Annotated in this window: 18 protein-coding genes and 1 pseudogene; 10 read left to right on the top strand and 9 right to left on the bottom strand. The window is 66.8% G+C overall.

The window, feature by feature from the left end:
• Window positions 1–34 precede the first annotated feature (34 nt).
• From BACI349Y_RS14240 to BACI349Y_RS14205, 8 genes are read left to right on the top strand one after another with little or no spacing between them, the layout of a single operon-like run.
• A complete protein-coding gene (locus BACI349Y_RS14240; protein WP_159632664.1) occupies window positions 35–1396 on the top strand; it encodes an MFS transporter in 1362 nt (453 codons plus the stop codon).
• Window positions 1396–2337, top strand: coding sequence for a shikimate dehydrogenase (locus tag BACI349Y_RS14235; RefSeq protein ID WP_159635708.1), 942 nt, complete (start codon window positions 1396–1398; stop codon window positions 2335–2337). The genes BACI349Y_RS14240 and BACI349Y_RS14235 overlap by 1 nt, the downstream gene beginning before the upstream one ends.
• A complete protein-coding gene (locus BACI349Y_RS14230; protein WP_159632663.1) occupies window positions 2334–3458 on the top strand; it encodes a Gfo/Idh/MocA family protein in 1125 nt (374 codons plus the stop codon). The genes BACI349Y_RS14235 and BACI349Y_RS14230 overlap by 4 nt, the downstream gene beginning before the upstream one ends.
• A gap of 9 nt (window positions 3459–3467) precedes the next feature.
• The gene (locus BACI349Y_RS14225; protein ID WP_159632662.1) at window positions 3468–5549 is read left to right on the top strand and encodes an FAD-dependent oxidoreductase; all 2082 of its coding nucleotides are present in this window, start codon (window positions 3468–3470) and stop codon (window positions 5547–5549) included.
• Window positions 5546–6415 carry a sugar phosphate isomerase/epimerase family protein gene (locus tag BACI349Y_RS14220; protein WP_159632661.1) on the top strand — a complete coding sequence of 290 codons (870 nt, stop codon included), beginning with the start codon at window positions 5546–5548 and terminating at the stop codon, window positions 6413–6415. The genes BACI349Y_RS14225 and BACI349Y_RS14220 overlap by 4 nt, the downstream gene beginning before the upstream one ends.
• Window positions 6412–7251: an aldo/keto reductase gene (locus BACI349Y_RS14215; RefSeq protein WP_159632660.1), complete on the top strand. Its 840-nt coding sequence runs from the start codon at window positions 6412–6414 to the stop codon at window positions 7249–7251. Before BACI349Y_RS14220 ends, BACI349Y_RS14215 begins: the two co-directional genes overlap by 4 nt.
• Window positions 7252–7263: 12 nt before the next feature.
• On the top strand, window positions 7264–9042 hold the full coding sequence (locus tag BACI349Y_RS14210) for an FAD-dependent oxidoreductase (protein WP_159632659.1): 1779 nt from the start codon (window positions 7264–7266) through the stop codon (window positions 9040–9042).
• A gap of 4 nt (window positions 9043–9046) precedes the next feature.
• Entirely contained in the window at window positions 9047–9526 is a 480-nt protein-coding gene (locus BACI349Y_RS14205) for a nucleoside deaminase (RefSeq protein WP_159632658.1), read from the top strand.
• Between the two features lie 27 nt (window positions 9527–9553).
• Here BACI349Y_RS14205 and BACI349Y_RS14200 read toward each other — a convergent pair whose 3' ends face one another.
• The 8 genes and pseudogenes from BACI349Y_RS14200 to BACI349Y_RS14165 all read right to left on the bottom strand — a co-directional run bounded on the left by BACI349Y_RS14200 (window position 9554) and on the right by BACI349Y_RS14165 (window position 15696).
• Window positions 9554–9856: a YciI-like protein gene (locus BACI349Y_RS14200; RefSeq protein ID WP_159632657.1), complete on the bottom strand. Its 303-nt coding sequence runs from the start codon at window positions 9854–9856 to the stop codon at window positions 9554–9556.
• 145 nt (window positions 9857–10001) lie between these two features.
• Window positions 10002–10136, bottom strand: a pseudogene (locus BACI349Y_RS14195) (ArgE/DapE family deacylase); the annotation flags it as partial.
• A gap of 3 nt (window positions 10137–10139) precedes the next feature.
• The gene (locus tag BACI349Y_RS14190) at window positions 10140–10550 is read right to left on the bottom strand and encodes a hypothetical protein (protein WP_159632656.1); all 411 of its coding nucleotides are present in this window, start codon (window positions 10548–10550) and stop codon (window positions 10140–10142) included.
• 377 nt (window positions 10551–10927) lie between these two features.
• The gene (locus tag BACI349Y_RS14185) at window positions 10928–11434 is read right to left on the bottom strand and encodes a hypothetical protein (protein ID WP_159632655.1); all 507 of its coding nucleotides are present in this window, start codon (window positions 11432–11434) and stop codon (window positions 10928–10930) included.
• Between the two features lie 174 nt (window positions 11435–11608).
• Window positions 11609–12382, bottom strand: a complete 774-nt coding sequence (locus BACI349Y_RS14180; protein ID WP_159632654.1) for a DeoR/GlpR family DNA-binding transcription regulator — start codon at window positions 12380–12382, stop codon at window positions 11609–11611.
• A 118-nt stretch (window positions 12383–12500) separates the two neighbouring features.
• A complete protein-coding gene (gene pdxA / locus BACI349Y_RS14175) occupies window positions 12501–13505 on the bottom strand; it encodes a 4-hydroxythreonine-4-phosphate dehydrogenase PdxA (protein WP_159632653.1) in 1005 nt (334 codons plus the stop codon).
• A complete protein-coding gene (locus BACI349Y_RS14170) occupies window positions 13505–14710 on the bottom strand; it encodes a four-carbon acid sugar kinase family protein (RefSeq protein ID WP_159632652.1) in 1206 nt (401 codons plus the stop codon). Before BACI349Y_RS14170 ends, pdxA begins: the two co-directional genes overlap by 1 nt.
• Window positions 14707–15696, bottom strand: a complete 990-nt coding sequence (locus BACI349Y_RS14165) for a 2-keto-3-deoxygluconate permease (protein WP_159632651.1) — start codon at window positions 15694–15696, stop codon at window positions 14707–14709. The genes BACI349Y_RS14170 and BACI349Y_RS14165 overlap by 4 nt, the downstream gene beginning before the upstream one ends.
• A 186-nt stretch (window positions 15697–15882) precedes the next feature.
• Between BACI349Y_RS14165 and BACI349Y_RS14160 the strand changes: the two genes are divergently transcribed.
• Complete coding sequence (locus BACI349Y_RS14160; RefSeq protein ID WP_159632650.1) at window positions 15883–16548, top strand: DUF3841 domain-containing protein; 666 nt, start codon at window positions 15883–15885, stop codon at window positions 16546–16548.
• Between the two features lie 351 nt (window positions 16549–16899).
• Window positions 16900–17742 (top strand): esterase/lipase family protein, encoded by an 843-nt coding sequence (locus BACI349Y_RS14155; protein WP_159632649.1) that lies wholly within the window; start codon window positions 16900–16902, stop codon window positions 17740–17742.
• An 86-nt stretch (window positions 17743–17828) separates the two neighbouring features.
• Here the strand turns inward: BACI349Y_RS14155 and BACI349Y_RS14150 are convergent, their stop codons facing one another.
• Window positions 17829–19049: an MFS transporter gene (locus BACI349Y_RS14150; protein WP_159632648.1), complete on the bottom strand. Its 1221-nt coding sequence runs from the start codon at window positions 19047–19049 to the stop codon at window positions 17829–17831.
• Window positions 19050–19096 lie beyond the last annotated feature (47 nt).

Raw genomic sequence — 19096 nt, 5'->3', positions numbered from 1 at the left:
CTGCACAACCGTTCCAGTCCATGAAGGGAAGACCATGTCAGTGTCGACATCGGTGCCAGCACACCCAAAGAACAATGCCAAGATCGCAGCCGTCTCCGGATTCGTCGGCAGCGCGCTCGAATACTACGATTTCTTCATTTTCGGCTCGGCCGCAGCCCTGATCTTCGGGAAGCTCTTCTTCGCACCCGGCCCGTCCGCCATGCTGCTGTCCTTCGCCACGGTCGGTGTGGCGTACGTCGCCCGCCCGCTGGGCGCCGTCATCTGCGGACACCTGGGCGACAAGTTCGGCCGCAAGAAGGTCCTCCTGCTCACGCTCCTGCTGATGGGAACCTCCACCTTCCTCATCGGCTGCCTGCCCACCTACAACCAGATCGGCATGACGGCGCCGGTCCTCATCGTGGCGCTGCGGCTCCTCCAGGGGCTCTCCGCCGGCGGCGAATCGCCGGGCTCGAGCTCCCTGACCCTCGAGCACGCCCCCGACGGGAAACGGGCCTTCTACACCAGTTGGACCATGAGCGGGATCATGTTCGGCATCGTGCTCTCCACCCTTGTCTTCATCCCCGTGGCCTCTATGCCCGAGGAGCAGCTCCTGGCCTGGGGCTGGCGGATCCCGTTCCTGGCCAGCGCCGTGGTCACCGTCATCGCCTTCGTGCTCCGCAGGCTCCTCGAAGAACCCGAGGTGTTCAAGGAAGTCAAGGCCCACGATGAAGTGGTCAAGGTACCGCTGGTTACGCTCTTCCGGCACCACTGGGTAACTGTCCTTCGCGTCACCGCAATGTCGCTGTTCACCATCATCAACACCATCATCAACGTCTTCGCCCTCAGCTACGCCACCTCCGTCGTCGGGATGGAAAAGGGCCTGATGCTGACCGTGATCGCCGTGGCCAACCTAGCCGCCGTGGGCATGGGCCCGCTGGCAGGCATCCTCTCCGACCGCATCGGCCGCAAGCCCGTCTTCCTGTCCGGACTGGTGCTGCAGATGGCCATGATCTTTGTGTTCTTCGCGGCGCTGACGGCCGCGAACGTACCCCTGATCTTCCTCACCGGCATCGCCCTGATCGGCCTTGCCTACACCGCAACCAACGCCATCTACCCCGCCTACTTCCCGGAGCAGTTCCCGGTGAAGGTCCGCTACTCCGGAATGGCCGTGAGCCTGATGTTCGGCCTCCTCCTGGCAGGGTTCGCCCCGGTGATTTCCGAACTGCTGATCGGCGGCGACAAGGCCAACTGGGTTCCGGTCGCCATCTTCGCCGCAGCAGCCTGCGCCGTCTCCGCGATCGCGGCGCTGACGGCACCTGAGACGGCCAGGACTCCCACGCCGTTGCTGGGACTGAAAGCGGCCGGCTCCCGGCACCACGCGCCGTCGGCCCTGGCAGCAGACAAGGTGCAGGCGTGATGCTGCAAACCCTGGCGGGTCCGCAGCCGCTCCAGCCGCGCAAACCCGATGTCCACCACCGGTTCGTCGTGGGGCTGCTCGGCGCCGGCATCGCCGGCTCACTCACCCCCGGCCTCCATGAAGCGGAAGCGGACAGGCTTGGCGTGGCCTACAGCTACCGCATCATCGACCTGGACGCCCTGGGCGGGCAGGCCGGACGGTCCGCGGAGCTGGTCAGGAGCGCAGCGGAGCTCGGATACGACGGGCTCAACGTCACCCACCCGAGCAAGCAGCTGGTGCAGGATGGCCTGGACGAGCTCTCGCCCGATGCCCGCATCCTCGGCGCCGTGAACACCATCACCTTTCACGGCGGCAGGGCAGTGGGCCACAACACCGACCACACCGGCTTCATCGGCGGCTTTCGCGCCGGGCTCCCCTCGGCGCCCATCAACTCCGTCGTGCAGGTCGGCGCCGGGGGTGCCGGGGCGGCCGTGGCCTACGCCCTCCTCAACGCCGGTGCGGGCCACTTGGTGATCGCGGACATCGATGCTGACCGGGCCGAACGCCTCGCCGCCCGGCTGGCCCCCCACTTTCCCAACAGCGACGTGGCGGCGGCCCGCACCGATGCCATCGCCGGAACCATCCGCACCGCGGACGGCCTGGTCAACACCACGCCCATCGGCATGACCGGCCATCCCGGAATCCCGGTGGATCCCCACCTGCTGCACCCCGGGCTCTGGGTGGCGGACGTCATCTACCGTCCGCTCGAGACCGCGCTGGTCATGGCCGCCCGGGAGAAGGGCTGCGCGGTCCTGGACGGCGGACGGATGGTGGTGGGGCAGGCCGCCGCGGCATTCGAACTCTTCACCGGCATCCCCGCGGACCCGGACCACATGCTGGCCACCTTCCGCCAGGCAACACCCGCCTCCCACTCCGACCAGAAAGATGGCATTCGCCGATGACCAGCCCCTCACCCGCCACCTCCCGCCCGCTGCGCGTTGGAATCGCCGGATGCGGAGCGATCTCCCACAACCACCTGACCGCATTCCGTTCCCTCGACGGCCTCGAGGTCGTTGGCGTCTGCGACATCGACCCCCACCGTGCAGAGGCAACGGCACGGGAGTGGGGGATTCCCCACGCCGCGGGCACCGTGGATGCGCTGCTGGCACTGGATCTGGATATCGTCTCCGTCTGCACGCCCCACCCCACCCATGAAGAGGTGGTGCTGCAGGCGGCCGCAGCGGGAGTGCACGTACTCTGCGAGAAGCCGATCGCCGTCGAGCTGGCATCCGCGGAGCGCATGGTGCAGGCGTGCGACGTGGCGGGGGTGAAGCTGGGCGTCCTCTTCCAGCGGCGGTTCTGGCCGGCAGCCCAGCGCATCCGCGCCGCAATCGACGACGGGACCCTGGGCCGGCCCATCCTGGGCCAGTGCTCGGTGATGCTGCACCGCGACCCGGAGTACTACTCCCGGGACGCCTGGCGCGGGACCTGGGCGAACGACGGCGGCGGGGTCCTGATGACCCAGGCCATCCACTACATCGACCTGCTGCAGTGGTTCATGGGCGATGTTGCCGAGGTGTACGGCAGGATCAACACCTACAAACACGGCGGGCACATCGAGGTGGAGGACTCGGCGACAGCAGTCATCACCTTCACCTCCGGCGCCATGGCCACGCTTGAAGCGTCGACGGCGGTGTCCCCGAGTTTGGGCGTCCAGATCCGGATCACGGGGGAGACCGGAGCGTCCGCGTCGCTGACCGAATTCCCCGAAGGCAGCGACGGCCGCGTGGACCTGTGGGCGGTATCCGGGAAGGTCAGCACGGAGCCCGCCCACCCGGAAGGAATGGAGCCAAACGTCCCCCTGGCCACGATCAACGGCCAGCTCATTCCGCACCACACCACCCAGGTCCGCGACTTTGTCCGGGCCCTGCTTGAAGGCGGCGAGCCGGCCATCACCGGCCGCGATGCCACCAAGGCGCTGCGGATTCTGCTGGCGGTCTACGAATCATCCCGGACAGGCAGCCCGGTCCGCTTCACACCGCTGCCCGAAAGCGCACAATCCCCCGCACAGGTTGGGGGCTAAGGAAGAACAATGGAACAGAACACGCGCTACGCCGCCCGCCCCCTGACACTGGGCCGCAACGGCCGCACCCCCAAGACCCTCCGCAACCGGCTTGCCTCCGCTCCGATGGAACGCAACTACGGCACCACCGACGGGCGCATCACCGAGCAGTACATCGACTACCTCGTGACCCGGGCCAAAGCCGGGCTGGGCATGGTCACCACGGAAGCCACCTATGTCCGTGCCGACGGCAAGGGCCGCACCCACCAGCTGGGCCTGCACACTGACGCCATGATCCCGGGCCTGCGGAAACTCACGGACGCGCTGCACCGGGAAGGTGCGCTGGCCGCCGTCGAACTCAACCATGGCGGCCGCACCGCGCAGGCCGCCGTGTCCGGGTTCAAGAACGTGGCGCCGTCGCCCGTACCGTGCGAGGTGGCAGGCGGCGAAGTTCCCCGCGAGCTCTCCAGCGACGAGTGCGAAGGGCTCGTCGAAGCCTACGCCCAGGCTGCCCGCCGCGCGGTACAGGCCGGCTTCGACGTCATCAACCTCCACGGCGCCCACGGCTACCTGATCCACCAGTTCATGTCACCCATCTCCAACCTCCGCACGGACCGGTTCGGCGCGCCCGAGTACTTCATGAACAGGGTCATCGACGCGGTCCGGGCCGCAGTTCCGGACACCATCGTGGGCATGCGGGTCTCCGTACTGGAGGGCCCCGCCAACGGTATTTCCGCCGAAGGGCAGGTGGCCATCATCGCCAAGGCCCACCTGGACAAGCTGGACTTCCTGGACATCTCGGGCGGCAGTTACGAAGCGGGTGAATGGATCGTCCAGTCGGGGGAGTGGAAGCCCGGCATCCTCGCCGGCTACGCCCGGGCCTACCGCCAGTTCGGCATCCCCCTGGGGATGGCCGGCCGGCTCAACTCGCCGGGCATCATCGAAGAAGTCCTCGCCGCGGGGACCTGCGATTTCGTCAGCCTCGCCCGTGCCATCCACGCCGACCCGGCCTTTGTGGGCGGTGTCCTCCGCGGCGACCGCTACCGCCCCTGCATCGCCTGCAACGTCTGCATCGACAACCTGGGAATCGGCCAGGTGACCTGCACCGTCAACCCCGCGGTGGGCCGCTCCCGCGTCCCGGTCCCGACGCCGGCCGTCCGCGAGGGCGCCCGCGTGACGGTTGTGGGCGCCGGCCCCGCCGGCCTCACCGCCGCCCGGGAACTCGCCGAAGCCGGGGCGAAGGTGACAGTGTTCGACGACGGCGGGCGGCCGGGCGGCCAGTTCGCCTTCGCGGAGCGGATGAAATCGACCCCCGACTTCCACCGCTTCACCGAATGGTCGGCCGCAGAAAACGCCCGGCTGGGCATCGACCTTAAGCTGGGATCGCACGTGGATACCACCCGCCTGGACGCCTTGGTCCGCGGGACTGCGGCAGACGCCGTCGTGCTTGCCACCGGTGGTCTCCGGCCGGGCGCCGGCTTCCCGGGCGCAGGCTCTGGGGACGTCCTGGATATCCGGGACTGGCTCGCTGCGCACCCGGATGGCCTGGCGGGGGCCCCGGACGCTGCCGTGCCTGACGCCGTCACCATCTGGGGAGCGGACTCCGTCGCCATGAGCGTCGCCGACACGCTCGCGGACCGGGGGACCGCTGTCCTGCTGGTGGGCCCGCAGGACGCGATCGCCCCGGAATCCGGCCGCAGGGCCAAGATCCTGGCCGTTCCGCGGCTCCAGGCCAACCCCCGGGTCCGGATCCGGCTGGACACCGTCATCGAGGAGTACGACGGAACGCGGGTCCGGGTGTCCGGCCCGGGCTGCCCGCCCGAGGGGGAATGGCTGGACGCGCCGGGACCGCTGCTGGTCTCGCGCTCCGTGGTTCCGCTTGACGGCTCCGTCGCAGCCGAGGCCCGCGATGCGGAACTGAGCCTTATGGCCGGAGTGCCCGTGACCCTGGCCGGAACAGTGGTGGACCAGACGCCGGCGATCGCCTCCAATGCGGTCAAGAGCGGCTACGACGCGGCGCAAAGGATCGCCGCCCGCCTGGCCCCCGGCTCATTGGACGGCACGGACTCAATGGACAGCACGGACTACAGCTTGAACGGAGCACGCCGATGACGCACACCCCGCCCCGGCCCGTCGGGCTGGCCCAACTTTCCCTGCTCAACACCGCCCCGGCGGACCTCGTTGGCATTGCCGCCCAGGCGGGATTCGACTTCATTGGCGTGCGGGTCCGTCCGGTAACGCCCACGGAGCGGCCCTATGACCTGCAGCCGGGCTCGCCGATGCTGAGGGAGACCCTGGCGCGCATGCAGGACACCGGCGTCACCGTCCGGGACATCGAATTCCTGCTGCTGGACGGCAGCGACCAGCGCGACGCCTGGCTGCGGATGATGGAAGCCGGCCAGGCACTGGGCGCCAGCTCCATCACTGTTGCAGGAGGGGATCCCGACGCCGGGAGGCTGCTCACCACGCTGTCGTCCATGACCGAGGACGGCCGCGATTTTGGCATCACCCCCACCCTGGAAGCCATCTCGTACCAGCCGGTTGCGTCCATTGCCCAGGCAGCGGATCTGGCCGGCCGGGCAGGCTGCAACATCGTGGTGGACACGCTGCACTTCAACCGCTTCGTGGGTGCAGGCGCCGCCGGCCAGTGGGATGCGCTGCGCGCCCACGCAGCCCTTGTGCCGTTGCTTCAACTGTGTGACGGCCCGGTGGCACGGCCGGCCAGCCGGGACGCGCTCATCACCGAATCCCGGTCGGAACGGGAGGTTCCCGGCGAGGGGGAATTCGGGCTGGCGGAGGTGGTGGCCGCCCTGCCGGACGGCCTTCCGGTCAGTGCGGAGGCGCCGTCGGACCTGCGCGTCGCTGAACTGGGTGAGCTCGGGTGGGCGCGGCGGCTCAAGGCCGGCGTGGACACGGTGCTGGCGAAGGCCGACGCGCTGCGCGAATCAGGGACGCCCACGAAGGCGGGTGTGCAATGAGCACCACCACCGCAGGCGGAACCACCACCGATCTGGTGCCGGGCGTGCAGATCCCGCTCATCGGCCTGGGGACCTGGCCGCTGATGGGTGAGGATGCGTCCGCCGCCGTTTCGCAGGCCATCGCCAACGGCTACCGGCACATCGACACCGCCGAGAACTACGGCAACGAGGAAGCCGTGGGTGAAGGAATTCGCCGCAGCGGAATTGACCGGAGCCAGCTCTTCCTCACCACAAAGTTCAACACCCGCTGGCACAGCCGGACCGGCGTCCGGGAAGCCTTCGCGGAAGCAACCCGGCGGCTCGGCACGGACTACCTCGACCTGTTCCTGGTCCACTGGCCCAACCCCGCCCAGGGACGGTTCGTGGAAGCCTGCGAGGGACTCCAACAGCTGATGGATGACGGGTGCATCCGCGCATGGGGTGTCTCCAATTTCAAGCCGCCCCACCTGCAGCGCGTGCAGGCCGCGGGGCTGCGGGTACCCCTGAACCAGGTACAGGTGGACCCCGAACACGGCCAACCGGCACAGCTTGGCTGGCACGCCGGGCACGGGATCCTGACCGCTGCCTACAGCCCGCTGGGCCGCAACGGCAGCTTCCTCAGCCACCATGCCATCAGCGGCCCGGCCAGGGAGCTTGGGAAAACACCGGCCCAGATCGTCCTGCGGTGGCATGTCCAGCACGGCCGGATCGCCATCCCCAAGTCGGCACACCGGGAACGCCAGCGCCAAAACCTGGACGTCTTCAATTTCACCCTGACGCCACCGCAGCTCGCCGCCATTGACGCCCTCGAAACCGGTGCGCCGCCGCGCCTCGACTCCGACACCTACTTCCACTAAGAAAGCTTTGGCATGATGTCCCCTTCACAAACTCCTTCCCGGCTCCCGGACCTGGACTGCGACGTCCTGGTGATTGGTTCCGGCGCGGGCGGCCTGTCCGCCGCCGTGACCGCCGCCTACCACGGACTGAAAGTCGTCGTCGTCGAGAAAGCCGCCGTCTGCGGCGGTGCCACCTCCTGGTCCGGCGGCTGGGCCTGGACGCCCGGAAACCCGCTGGCCAAAGCCGCCGGCGTCAACGAAGACCGTGAACTTTTCCGGACCTATCTCCGCCACCGCCTCGGCCGGCACTACGAGGAAGACCGGGTTGACGCGTTCCTTGAGGCCGTTCCCCACATGGTGGGTTTCTTCCACAACAAGACCAGCCTGCAGTTCGTGCCCGGAGCCAAGATCAAGGACATTTACGGGGACACCCCGGGCGCCGGAACCGGGCACCGCTCCGTGGGTCCAAAACCGATCAATGCACGCCGGATCAAGCCCGCGCTCCGGGCCAGGATGCGCCACCAGCTCTACGAAACCTCATTCCTGGGCATGGGCATCATGGCGGGACCGGACCTGTCCAAGTTCCTCTCCGCCTCGCAGGGGGACATCCGGGGGATCTTCCACTCCGGCTGGCGGGTGGGATTCCACCTTCTGGATCTCCTTGCCTACCGGCGCAACATGCAGCTGGTCAACGGCACCGCGCTTACCGGCCGGCTGCTCAAATCGGCGGACGACCTGGGCGTGGACATCCGCGTCTCCACCCCGGCCCGGCACCTGCTCACCGATGAGACCGGGAAGGTGACGGGCGCCGTCGTAAGCTCCCCCCACGGCGAACTCCGGATCAATGCCTCCCGCGGCGTCGTCCTGGCCGCGGGGGGCTTTCCCAACGACGTCGCCCGCCGCCAAGCCCTTTTCCCCAAAACCCCGACCGGCCGGGAGCACTGGACCCTGGCGCCCAAGGAAACCACGGGGGACGGCATCACCATGGCCCAGGAGGTGGGTGCCCGCTTCGAGACCGGGGTGGCGTCCCCGGCCGCGTGGTGCCCGGTGTCGCTGGTCCCGTACCGGAAGGGACGCACAGGCACCTTCCCGCACATCATGGACCGGGCCAAGCCGGGCAGCATCGGGGTGCGGCGGGACGGCAAGCGGTTCGTCAACGAGGCCAACGGCTACTACGACTACGTGGAAGGCCTGCTGGCTGCCACCCCCGAGGGCGAACCCGCAGAAGCATGGCAGATCGCCGACGCCGCATTCGTGCGCAAGTACCCGCTGGGTATGGCCAAACCGCTGCCGGTGCCGCTGTTCCCGTACTTGCGCAGCGGATACCTGAAAAGGGGCAAGACCATCGAGGAACTTGCCGTGGCCTGTGGCATCGACCCGCTGGCCTTGGCCAGGACCGTTGCGGACTTCAACGACAACGCACGCCGGGGGGTCGACCCGGACTTCAACCGCGGCGCCACCGAGTTCAACAAGTACGGCGGTGACCCCGGGAACACCCCGAACCCCTCGCTGCGCCCCCTGGTGAAGGGGCCGTTCTACGCGGTGAAAATCGTCCCGGGATCCTTCGGAACCTTTGCGGGGCTGGCGGCCGACGCCCGGGCGCGCGTCCTGGATACCGACGGGCACCCCATCGAGGGCCTCTATGTCGCCGGCAACGACCAGGCCTCGGTCATGGGCGGGCACTACCCGGCCGGCGGGATCAACCTTGGCCCTGCCCTGACGTTTGGTTACATCGCCGGCCGCGACCTTGCCCGCGCCACCCACTATGAGGACGACGGCGCCCCCGCGCAGAATCAGCCCGTGCAACAATGACGCCATGACTCACGAGCAGCCTAGATTCTTTGCGCCGGAACTGGACGGCGCCGACCTCTCCGCCTTCGAAGCCGCCTATCAGGCCGCCCAAAAGAGTCTGGCCGAAGGCGGCATCCCCATCGGGGCTTCGATCGCGCGGGGCGGCGTGGTGATTGCGAGCGGACACAACGAACGGGTCCAGAACGCGGATCCGATCGCGCACGGTGAAATGTCCGCACTCCGCAGCGCCGGCCGGCAAAAGAGCTACCGGGACACCACGCTGTACACCACCCTGGCCCCGTGTGCCATGTGCGCCGGAACCATCATCCAGTTCAAGATCCCCCGCGTGGTGGTGGGGGAGGCAAGGACGTTCGACGGCGAACTGGAGCTTTTGCGGTCACGCGGGGTCGAGGTGGTGGTCCTGGATGATCAGCGTTGCGTGGACATGATGGTTGCGTTCCAGACTGAGAAGCAGGAACTGTGGGCGGAGGACATCGCCGAGTAGCGTCGGTGCCGCGCTGGATTGCGGTGGCTACGGGTGAACCGGTGTGGCGGCCTCGTTGCCCAACACCGTGGTCCACGGGCTGGCACTCCAGGACGTCACCACGCCGTTGATGACGTAGGGGTCTGCGGCTGCGAAGGCTTTTGCGGCCTCGAGCGGGTTCTCGCCGGTGAAGATCAGCAGCCCTTTGAAGGGGCCTTCGCCGATTGCGCCGCCGAGCAGGAGGTCGCCGCGTTCGACTGCTTCCCAGCCCGCCCGGAGGTGGTCTGCGCGGTACTGCCCGCGGCTTTCGAGGTAGTCGTCCGCGTAGGTGTATTCAAGTACGGCGTGCATGCGTGTCTCCGTTTCGGTTAGGGTTTCGTTCGCTGTAAAAGCAGCGTACCCACTGTGTGATGGCCGGAAACCGTGGCATCTTGGCCAAGACGGCGGAGCTTGTGGAGGCGGATGCTGTCGCCGTCGTGGTTCAAGGCTCCCGAGGCTAGCCCGGCTGCTCGTCAATGCCGCACCAGCCGGCAATGAAGAGGGCGATGCTCTTGGTAATCCGGCGGATGGATTCGACCGAGACCCGCTCGTCGAACCCGTGGATTGCCTCGGAAACCAGGCCGTACACAAGCGCTCACTGGTCCCTGCACCGGGCCTTGGAGTCAAGTATCCGCGGGGTGAGCGACTCCAATTTCAGATTTACGTCGTCCAAACCCAGATTTGCCGCATCCATCAAAGCTGCGTCGCGCAGGCTGGTAGCCCGCACCACGTTGCGGGCATACCCCAAAGCTTCTCCTATGTAACTGAGAGCTTCTTCCGACTGGGACACGTAAAGCAAACAAGAGGCCGGCGTAACCTCAACACGCTCCATCTTGGTGACGATTTTTTCAACTGGCACTTCAACTACACGCTCGACCTCAACCGTCCTGGCGGAGGTGGAGATTGCACCTATGCCGAAGCAGGAGACCATCACGAGAACTGCGGCACCAACTTTCATGCCAGTGAAATCCCTGGTTGTCGTTGTGGGCGTGTTAAAACGGCTCATCGTGTCTCCTTAGCCTGCGGGTGCCCCCGGTAGCTTGCACTAGACGGCTCGGCCGGACGATATTCGGCCCCGAAGCGTACCTTGCTGCCAAGGTCCCGATGCGAGTAACCGGGTAAGTCGAAGCCCGCTGTCTTATCGCTTATCTGTTCAATTCAAAGTACCTATGGCATGCAACGGCGAGAATGGGAATAGGGCATTTGTGTGGGCACTTGCGGTTTTCCCTAGTGCAAAAGAACCACAGCGTGCTGCCTACCCATGCCAAAAAGTTCGCTGAATCCGCCGGTCGCGGCAGCCGGCAATGGAGTCTGCTGGAAGATCACATTAAAAGGGGCAAGCCGCTTCCTTTGACCGAAAGCGGCTTGCCCTAAAGACGAACTCTAAGGTGCCAGTAAGGCACAGACGTCGACCACTTGGCCTGGGCCAGAGAAGAGCCGTCCTTCCCCTCCAGCTGGAGTGAGGGCGTAATTGACGTTTCCAGTCGTGTAGAAAAGCCCTTCCACGTGCTGCCCCTTTACGGCGGGAACAATGAGGAGGTTCTTCCCGACCGAGACGACCTCTTTGCTGCCGTCGGACAGGGTCTGTGTGTGGGTGGTACCGGTGATCAGGTACTTCAAGGTCTTTCCGTTAGCGGTCAACGTAATGGTCATACCCGGCGAGATCGCTATGACCCCGCCGTTCCCTTGGGATATCTCCTTTGATTTACCGGTCAGTTGGGCTGTCACGTCAAAGCCGGGACAGTCGTTTCCGAAGACATCCTCTAGCAGGAAGGGGTCTGTGGGATTTGGTGTGGGCGGTGCGGCAGCAGCAGGGCCGGCTATTCCGGCGAGTGCGGCTGTTGCTGCGACGGTAACGGGCATGGCGATGCGAGTGAGCCAGTTCTTCATTGAAGTACTCCGTTGTAGCTTTTGAATAGTTCCCCAAACGGGACAAGTCCCTGACTGCAAGGACTTGGAGTTTATGTAGGGGTATCAAAGGCATCACGAGTAATTGATACTCACATTTGATAGTTAGGGGCTACCCGCGTATTTTCGCCAAACTCGTAGTGCACTCTCCGAAAACTAGGGCGTAACCGCTGCCACCTCAACCTGAACCCCAGCGTCCTGGAACTTCTGCACCTGCCCGGGGTCGGCGCCGTCGTCCGTCACCAAAGTCCACGGCAACGCCAGACGCGCCCAAGCGTGGAACGGCCGCAGGCCCAACTTGGAGGAGTCCGCCAGAACATAAACGGAATGTCCGCGCCGCGCCATGAGCTCCTTGAGCCGGGTCTGGGCGTGGTCGGCCTCGCAGATGCCGTCCTCGGCGGTGACGGCGTCGGCGCCCAGGAACACGCGGTCAAAGCTCATCCGCTCCAGCGCCGCCTCGGCCAGCGGGCCTACAAAACTCTGGGACACACCCCGGAGCCGGCCGCCCAGGCAGTCCACCTCGATGCCCTCCGAATCGGCCAGCTCCTGCAAAGTGTTGATGCCCGGCGTCGTCACGGACAACGGGCCGAACCCGCGCAGCTCGTGCGCCAGGGCACCCGCGGTGGAGCCGGCGTCGAGCAGGATGTTCTCACCCGGCTGGATTACGGACGCAGCCCAGCGGGCGATGGCGTGCTTCTGCTCGAACGCCTCCCCGGTGCGCTGCCGCAGCGACGCCTCCGGGTGTGCGCCCATGGCCATCGCCCCGCCGTACGTCCGCGCCAGCCGGCCCTGCGAGTTCAGCAGCGCCAGGTCCCGCCGGATGGTAGAGGCCGTCACCTCGAACTTGGCCGAGAGTTCCTCCACGGAGGCCAGGCCGGTGGTCACGGCAAGGTGGTAGATCTCCTCGCGCCGCGCGTTTGCGCTGAGCATTCCCGGTCTCCTTCCCGTGGGCATGGCGGTGGCAGTGCTACCCATGCTAGTGCTCGGCAGGGACGGCAACGGCCGGCCAACGCTTGCACGCTGACCGGCCGTCCTGTTCGTGCAGGAGCTAGAGGGCTTCGTCCCGTGCCGGTGCCAGGTCAACAGCTTGCCGCAGGGCCTCGAGCAGCGACTCGTGGTCCGCGATGTTCTTGCCGGCGATGTCAAAGGCCGTGCCGTGGTCAACGGACGTCCGCACCACGGGGAGCCCCACGGTGATGTTGACGCCGTTCTCCAGACCCAGGACCTTCACGGGGCCGTGGCCCTGGTCGTGGTACTGGGCCACCACCAGGTCGAAGTCGCCGCGGCCAGCCAGGAAGAACAGGGTGTCCGCCGGGAGGGGACCGAAGGCGTTAATGCCTTCCGCCTGCGCTTTCTCGATGCCCGGCTGGATCTTCTCCGCCTCCTCGCCGTAGCCGAACAGCCCGTTCTCACCGGCATGCGGGTTGATGGCGCACACAGCGATCCGCGGGTTCTCGATGCCGGAGGTGCGCAGCAGTTCATACCCGCGCTTGATGGTCCGGTAGACCAGGTCCCCGTTGATCTTGGCGATGGCATCGATGAGCCCGATGTGGGTGGTCACGTGGATGACGCGCATCTTCGGCGCCGTCAGCATCATGGAGACTTCCTCGGTGCCGGTCAGTTCGGCGAGGAGTTCAGTATGGCCGGGGAACTTGTGCCCGGCTGCGTGCAGGGCCGCCTTGTTAAGGGGGCCTGTGCAGATGGCGTCCACCTTACGGTCCATCGCGAGCTGCACCGCCTTCTCGATGAACAGGTACGAACCGTGGCCAGCGGCGGCGGACAGCTCGCCCCAGGCGAGGTCCTCCGGGATGCAGTCGATGTCGAGGACGTCGATGGTGCCTTCCTGGAACAGCGCCTCCGACGGCTCGGCCACCTTCCGCAGGGCCAGCGGGCTGGCGACGATGTCCGCGGCGAGCTGCAGCCGGCGAAGATCGCCGATGACCAGCATCCGCGCCTTGGACCGGAGTTCGCTGTCCGCCAGGGCCTCGACGATGATTTCCGGGCCAATGCCGGCGGCGTCCCCCATGGTGATGGCTACGATCGGGCGTCCCATTACTTGGTACTCATTTCAGTCGTTGTGCTAGAGAAAAACTGTGTGGTCCTGGCCAGTGTGCCGGCATCGCCGAAGGCGCCGGCCTTGGTGACCAAGAGGGGGAGGGGCGCGGGCAGCAGGCTCATCACGACGCCGGGCTCAACCTCGCCCAGGACGGTGAAGCTGGCGACGCCGAGTGCCTTGAGGACCGCCGTCGCCGTTTCGCCGCCCGTCAGGACCAGCGCCTCGCAGTTCCCGATGCCGGCGGCAGTGGCGCGGGCCAGCGCTTCGGCCACGACCAGCGCCTGTGACTTGTCCACGGCCCCCATGGGATCCGGCGTCAGCACGACGTCGCTTCGCAGCATTGCGGCCGCTACCTTCCGGGCAACTGCCGGGTCCTCAAGTGCCCCGTGGTCCAGGGTTATGTGCTCGGCTCCTGCGGCGATAAGGGCCTCAGTCTGCTGCCGGGCGAGGCCGGAATAGCTGCCGATCACGGTCAGGGTCCGCTGTACGTGCCGGGCGGGGTCGCGGAGAACATCGCGTCCTTCTTCCCGTGCGGCAATGTGCCCGGCCAGCCCGCCGGAACCCACCAAGAGGGCGGGGAAGTCCAGCAGGGCTGCCGCGGCGGCGATCTGCTGAAGGTCATCGTCAGAGACCGCGTCAAGTACGACGGCGTCAGTCCCGCGGTCCCGAATGTCCTGCAGGTGCGCCGCCAGGTCCTCCGGGGTGCGTGCGGTGTCCCGGCCCACCAGTTCAGCGGAAAGACCTCCGGCGGCAACTGCTGCCGCGACGTCGCCGTCGAACCTTCCCTGCGCGTTCTGCGCACCGTTGATGTGGACGATGCCACCTACGGTGGTCCTTCCCGTGGCCGGAAAGGCAGGGGCCACCAGTGCCAGGCCCCTGCCGCGGCCGTTACGGACGCTGGCCAGCGCTGCGGCAATCTCCGGGCCGAGGTTGCCGCGGAGCAGCGAGTCAATCTTCTTGAAGACCTGCCGGTCCTGCCCAAGGGCCTGTGCCACCGCGGCAGCCACGGCGGAGGCAGCCTCCTCCGCCGCAAGGTAGCGGCTCTCGGTGTTGACCGACAGGATGTCCGCCTCCGGCCACGTGGAGGCCAGGTCAAGGATCACGCAACTGCTGTGGGTGGGTCCGTAGGCTGCGGCGGCATCTGCCGCTCCCGTCAGGTCGTCGGCGATGATTGCCCAGCGCTTGGCTGCGGTGGCGTTCATATTGCTGGGGACACCTCGCGGGTTTCCACGGTCTGCTTGGCCTTCAGGCGCTTAGCGTACCAAGCGACCATGAGGGGGCAGCCGATGGCGGTGACCACCACGGAGGCTGCCACCAGCACGGTGGCGGGGCCGGCTGCGGCAGAGTAGGCCGGGTTGGCGGCGGCCACCAGCATGGGAACGGTGGCGGCGTTGCCGGCAGTGGTTGCTGCCGCGAGGCCGGCGATGCCCGAGCCGCCGGTCAGCTTGTCAGCGAAGAAGAGCACGGCGCCGCCGGCGATGAGCACGAACAGGCCCAGGCCGACGCCCAGCAGTCCGGCGTTGAGCACCTGGCCCAGGTTCAGGCCGAAGCCGAGGGCCAGGGCGAAGAACGGAATCAGCACCGGTGCCGCGGCGGAGAGGAACTTGCGCATGGCCGGGTCCAGGGCGCCCAGGATCGCACCGAGGAGCAGCGGGATGACGGCGCCCACCAGGGCCTGCCACGGGAAAGCTGAGAGACCGGCGACGCCGAGGGTCACCATGGTCAGGAAGGGCCCGGATTCAAGGGTCATCACGGAGTAGGCCGCCACATCCTTGGGCTTGCCGTACTGGCCCATGAGCGCCATGTACATGCCGCCGTTGGTGTCGTTGAGGGCGGCCAGGATGGCCAGGACCGAGAGGCCTGAGAGCAGTCCGCCGTCGATGGGAAGTTCGCCCATGAACCTGCCGGCGATGACGCCGATGATGATGGCGAACAGGACCTTGCTGCCGAACAGCACGCCGCCCTTTTTCAGGATGTACGGGGTGGCCTTGATGTCGATGCTTGCGCCCATGCAGACGTAGAACACCGCGAGGATGGTGGTGCCGCCGGTGAAGAGCGCTCCTGTGAAGGAGCCGAAGAACTTGGCGGAATCCGGGGCGAAGGTGCCCAGAACGGCGCCTATGAGCAGGGGAATCAGCATCATGCCGCCAGGAACCTTTTCCATAGTGGCCTTGATTGGGACAGACATAAAGCAACCTCATTGTTGTTTGGGGAGGGGGAGGTCGGGCGGGCCGCCCAAAAGCATGATGTAGATCATAGGCACTACTGCGCGATTAGCGCAATGCTATTTGCGCGAAACGCGCAATCCGGATGCTTGGCACACAATCTGGCCTCGCGCCGTCGCAATGTCAGGGGCAGCTTTTACGCTCTGCCTGTGCCGAAATTTTCTGTTGCCCGTTCCCGCGCTGACCGTGCAGTGCCGGGCGGCCGGGTGGGCTATGACCTGACCGCCAGCCGTCTCCTGCTCCATACCTTCCAGACCGAGGATGCTTTCGAGGAGCTCCTTTCGACCGGGCAGCTCCTTCCGGACCCGGATCTGGCGGAACCGCTGTTCGCCGACGCCTACGCCTGGATGTTCCGGGAGATGGACCGCCGCCTTCCCACCAGCGGCGACGGCGCCCTTTGGTTCTGGGCGCGTACTACCCGTGAATACCTGGTCGACAGCTGCAGGCGCAACCGGGGAGACGTCCTGCTCACGTGCCGGATTCCGCGGGAACGGGTGCTGCTCTCGCACCACTGGGACTGGCATTGCGCCCTCAGCGGCATTCCGCACGTGCTGGAACTGCCCGGTGAAAGCGACGAGGACTATGACGCGCGGCGGGACCGGATCTGGGATGAACTGGACGACCGCAAGCGGGAGGCGGGCGTGCTTGGAAAGGGATTCCGGGACTGGCCCGAGGATGTGCGCAGGGATCTCGAACGGAGCTGGGAGCAGTTCCTCGACCCGTCAACCTACGGCAGGTGGGACACCGTGCAGGCAACGGCGCATGCTCTGTGCGCCGAGGACGTCGTCAGTGCCGTGCGATTGAACCCGCGGTAGGAGCCCGTCCGGTGCGGGAGTTCCCGAGGTTGGCCTGAGTGCCGGCCGCGGGAAACCGGCGCCACCGGCGTCGCCGGCCGAAACTGCACGTTCGTGCAAACGCCCGTGGTCGCTTGGCCCGCGGCTGGCATGCCCCCATTTAGCTACTCACCAGTAACAATACGCGTGCTGTGGGTCACAGTTGCCGCGGAGGCTGCTGCTGGTAAGCCCGGGTTTTGGCCGCACGTTCGTGCACTTCCGCTGCGCAGGAGCAGCACCACTGCCAGCATGGAAAACCTCGGCCGGACCTGATGGACACCCCCAAGACCATCAGCCCGGCTTCCCCATAGACAGACGAACAAAGAGGTTTCCATGTCATTGCTTAGCCGAGCCCTGTCCGTTGCCGCCGCTGCGGTCCTCGCCTCCTCATTGATGGCCGCTCCCGCCCAGGCCGTCGACATCTCCCCGCCCGGGGCCAACGACTGGTCCTGCAAACCTTCAGCCGAGCACCCTTACCCGGTGGTGTTGGTTCCCGGGACCTTCGAGAGCATGGAAAAGAACTGGTCCACACTCTCGCCGGACCTCAAGAGCCAGGGCTACTGCGTCTTCGCCCTCAACTACGGTGCCACCAACGGCGTTTACGCCACGGCCCCGGTCAAGGATTCCGCGAAGGAACTCGCCCCGTTCGTGGACGCCGTCCGCTCCGCCACCGGCGCCAAGCAGGTGGACCTGGTGGGCCACAGCCAGGGCGGCATGATGCCCCGCTACTACATGGGCTTCCTGGGCGGGGCCAAGTTCGTCCACCAGCTTGTCGGCATCGCACCGTCCAACCACGGCACCGAAGGCGTGATCCTTCCGCCGCCGGATCTGGTGCCCACGCCCGACTACACCGCCGCCGGATGCGCCGCGTGCGCAGACCAGCAGGCCGGTTCGCCCTTCATGAAGGAGCTGAACTCGATCGGCGATACCGTCGCGGGCCCCGCCTACACGGTCATTTCCACCACCCATGATGAAGTGGTCATCCCGTACAACAGCCAGTTCCTGAGCGGCAGCGCCCGTCAGGTCACCAACATCACCATCCAGGACAAGTGCCCGGCCGACGTCATCGAACACGACCAGACGCCCAACGATCCCGTGGTGCATCAGCTGGTGGCCAACGCCCTGGCCCAGGCATCCGGCCCGGCGGATCCCGCCTACCAGCCCGCCTGCATCTAGGGCGTAACGCAGTACGACGGCGGGAGGCCGGCCCTGAAAGCCGGCCTCCCGCCGTCGTGGTGTCTAAAGCCCCGGGCTGCGGGAGCTTAGCCGGCGTGCTCCGGCGCCGGGTTCCGCGCGGAAATGACCTGGGGTACGGTCACGAGCGCCACGACGGCCAGGGCGCCGGCGGCGGCGAACGCGTAGAAGCCCCACGGGTATGCGATGCCGGCGGCCACCAGTCCGCCGGTCACGGCAGGTCCGGCGATGGCACCTACGCGGCCCACGCCCGCGGCGAAGCCGAGGGCGGTGGCGCGCAGCCGCGCCGGGAACAGCTGGCTGACCCAGGCGTACACGAGCACCTGGGAGCTGAAGACGAACACTCCCGTGACGAAGACCAGGGCGTTGAGCAGGATGGCGTTGTCAACCTTGACGCTGAGGAGGGCAAGGCAGACCGCGGACAGGCCAAACCAGAGCAGCACGATCCGCTTTGTTCCGTGCTTGTCCGCCAGGATGCCGGCGATGATCAGGCCGGCCACGGCGCCCAGGTTCAGCACCAGGAGCAGCGAGATGCCTGCGCTGACGGGATAGCCGGCGGACGCCATGAGCTGCGGCAGCCAGGTGTTCAGGCCGTACACCAGCAGGAGCCCCATGAACGAGGCCGCAGCGATGGCCAGGGCCACCAGTGGGTACGGCTTCTTCGCGAGGTCGCGGACACTGCCCTGCTCCTGCTTCTTGGCCTCCCGTTCTGCCGGCAGGGTCTCGGGGAGCTTGAACCAGAGGAGTGGCACCAGGGCCAGGCCCGCGATGCCGCCCGCCACGAACATGGTGCGCCAGTCCGGGATGACCGTCAGCGCCAGGAAGGCCGTGGCCACTGCGCCGGCGTGGTATCCGGTCATGGTCCGGGTGGTCGACTTGCCCGCGGAGCCGGCGGGTGCGTAATCGTTCATGTAGGCCAGGGCAACCGGGAGGCAGGCGCCCAGCCCCAGGCCGGCCAGCAGCCGGAAAGTGCTGAACACTGCCACGTTGGGGGCCCAAATCACCGCGATGGTGAAGATGGAGAACCACAGGACACAGGCAACCAGCAGCTTGCGGTGCCCGAACCGGTCCGACAGCGGGGCAATGAACAGTGCGCCGAGTCCCACGCCCACGAGGGAGATGGTGGCGGCCAGCGTGGCGCCGACCGCGTCGAAGCCAAGCTCGCCGGTTTTGATGAGTGTGGGAATGACGGTGCCGAGCACCACCAGGTCGAAGCCGTCCAGGACCATGGCCAGCCAGCAAAGCCAGACCGGCCAGCGTGACGCGCGGGTGGAAGGAGACGTAGTCATGTAATCCTCTTTGATCAGGGAAGCGGGAGCGGCACGCCGCGATGCGA

Origin of the sequence: Arthrobacter sp. 8AJ, from assembly GCF_902506025.1 — a bacterium.
Taxonomy (GTDB): domain Bacteria; phylum Actinomycetota; class Actinomycetes; order Actinomycetales; family Micrococcaceae; genus Arthrobacter.
Note: the sequence above shows the minus strand (reverse complement) of the source record. Positions and strands in the feature narration are given on the sequence as shown.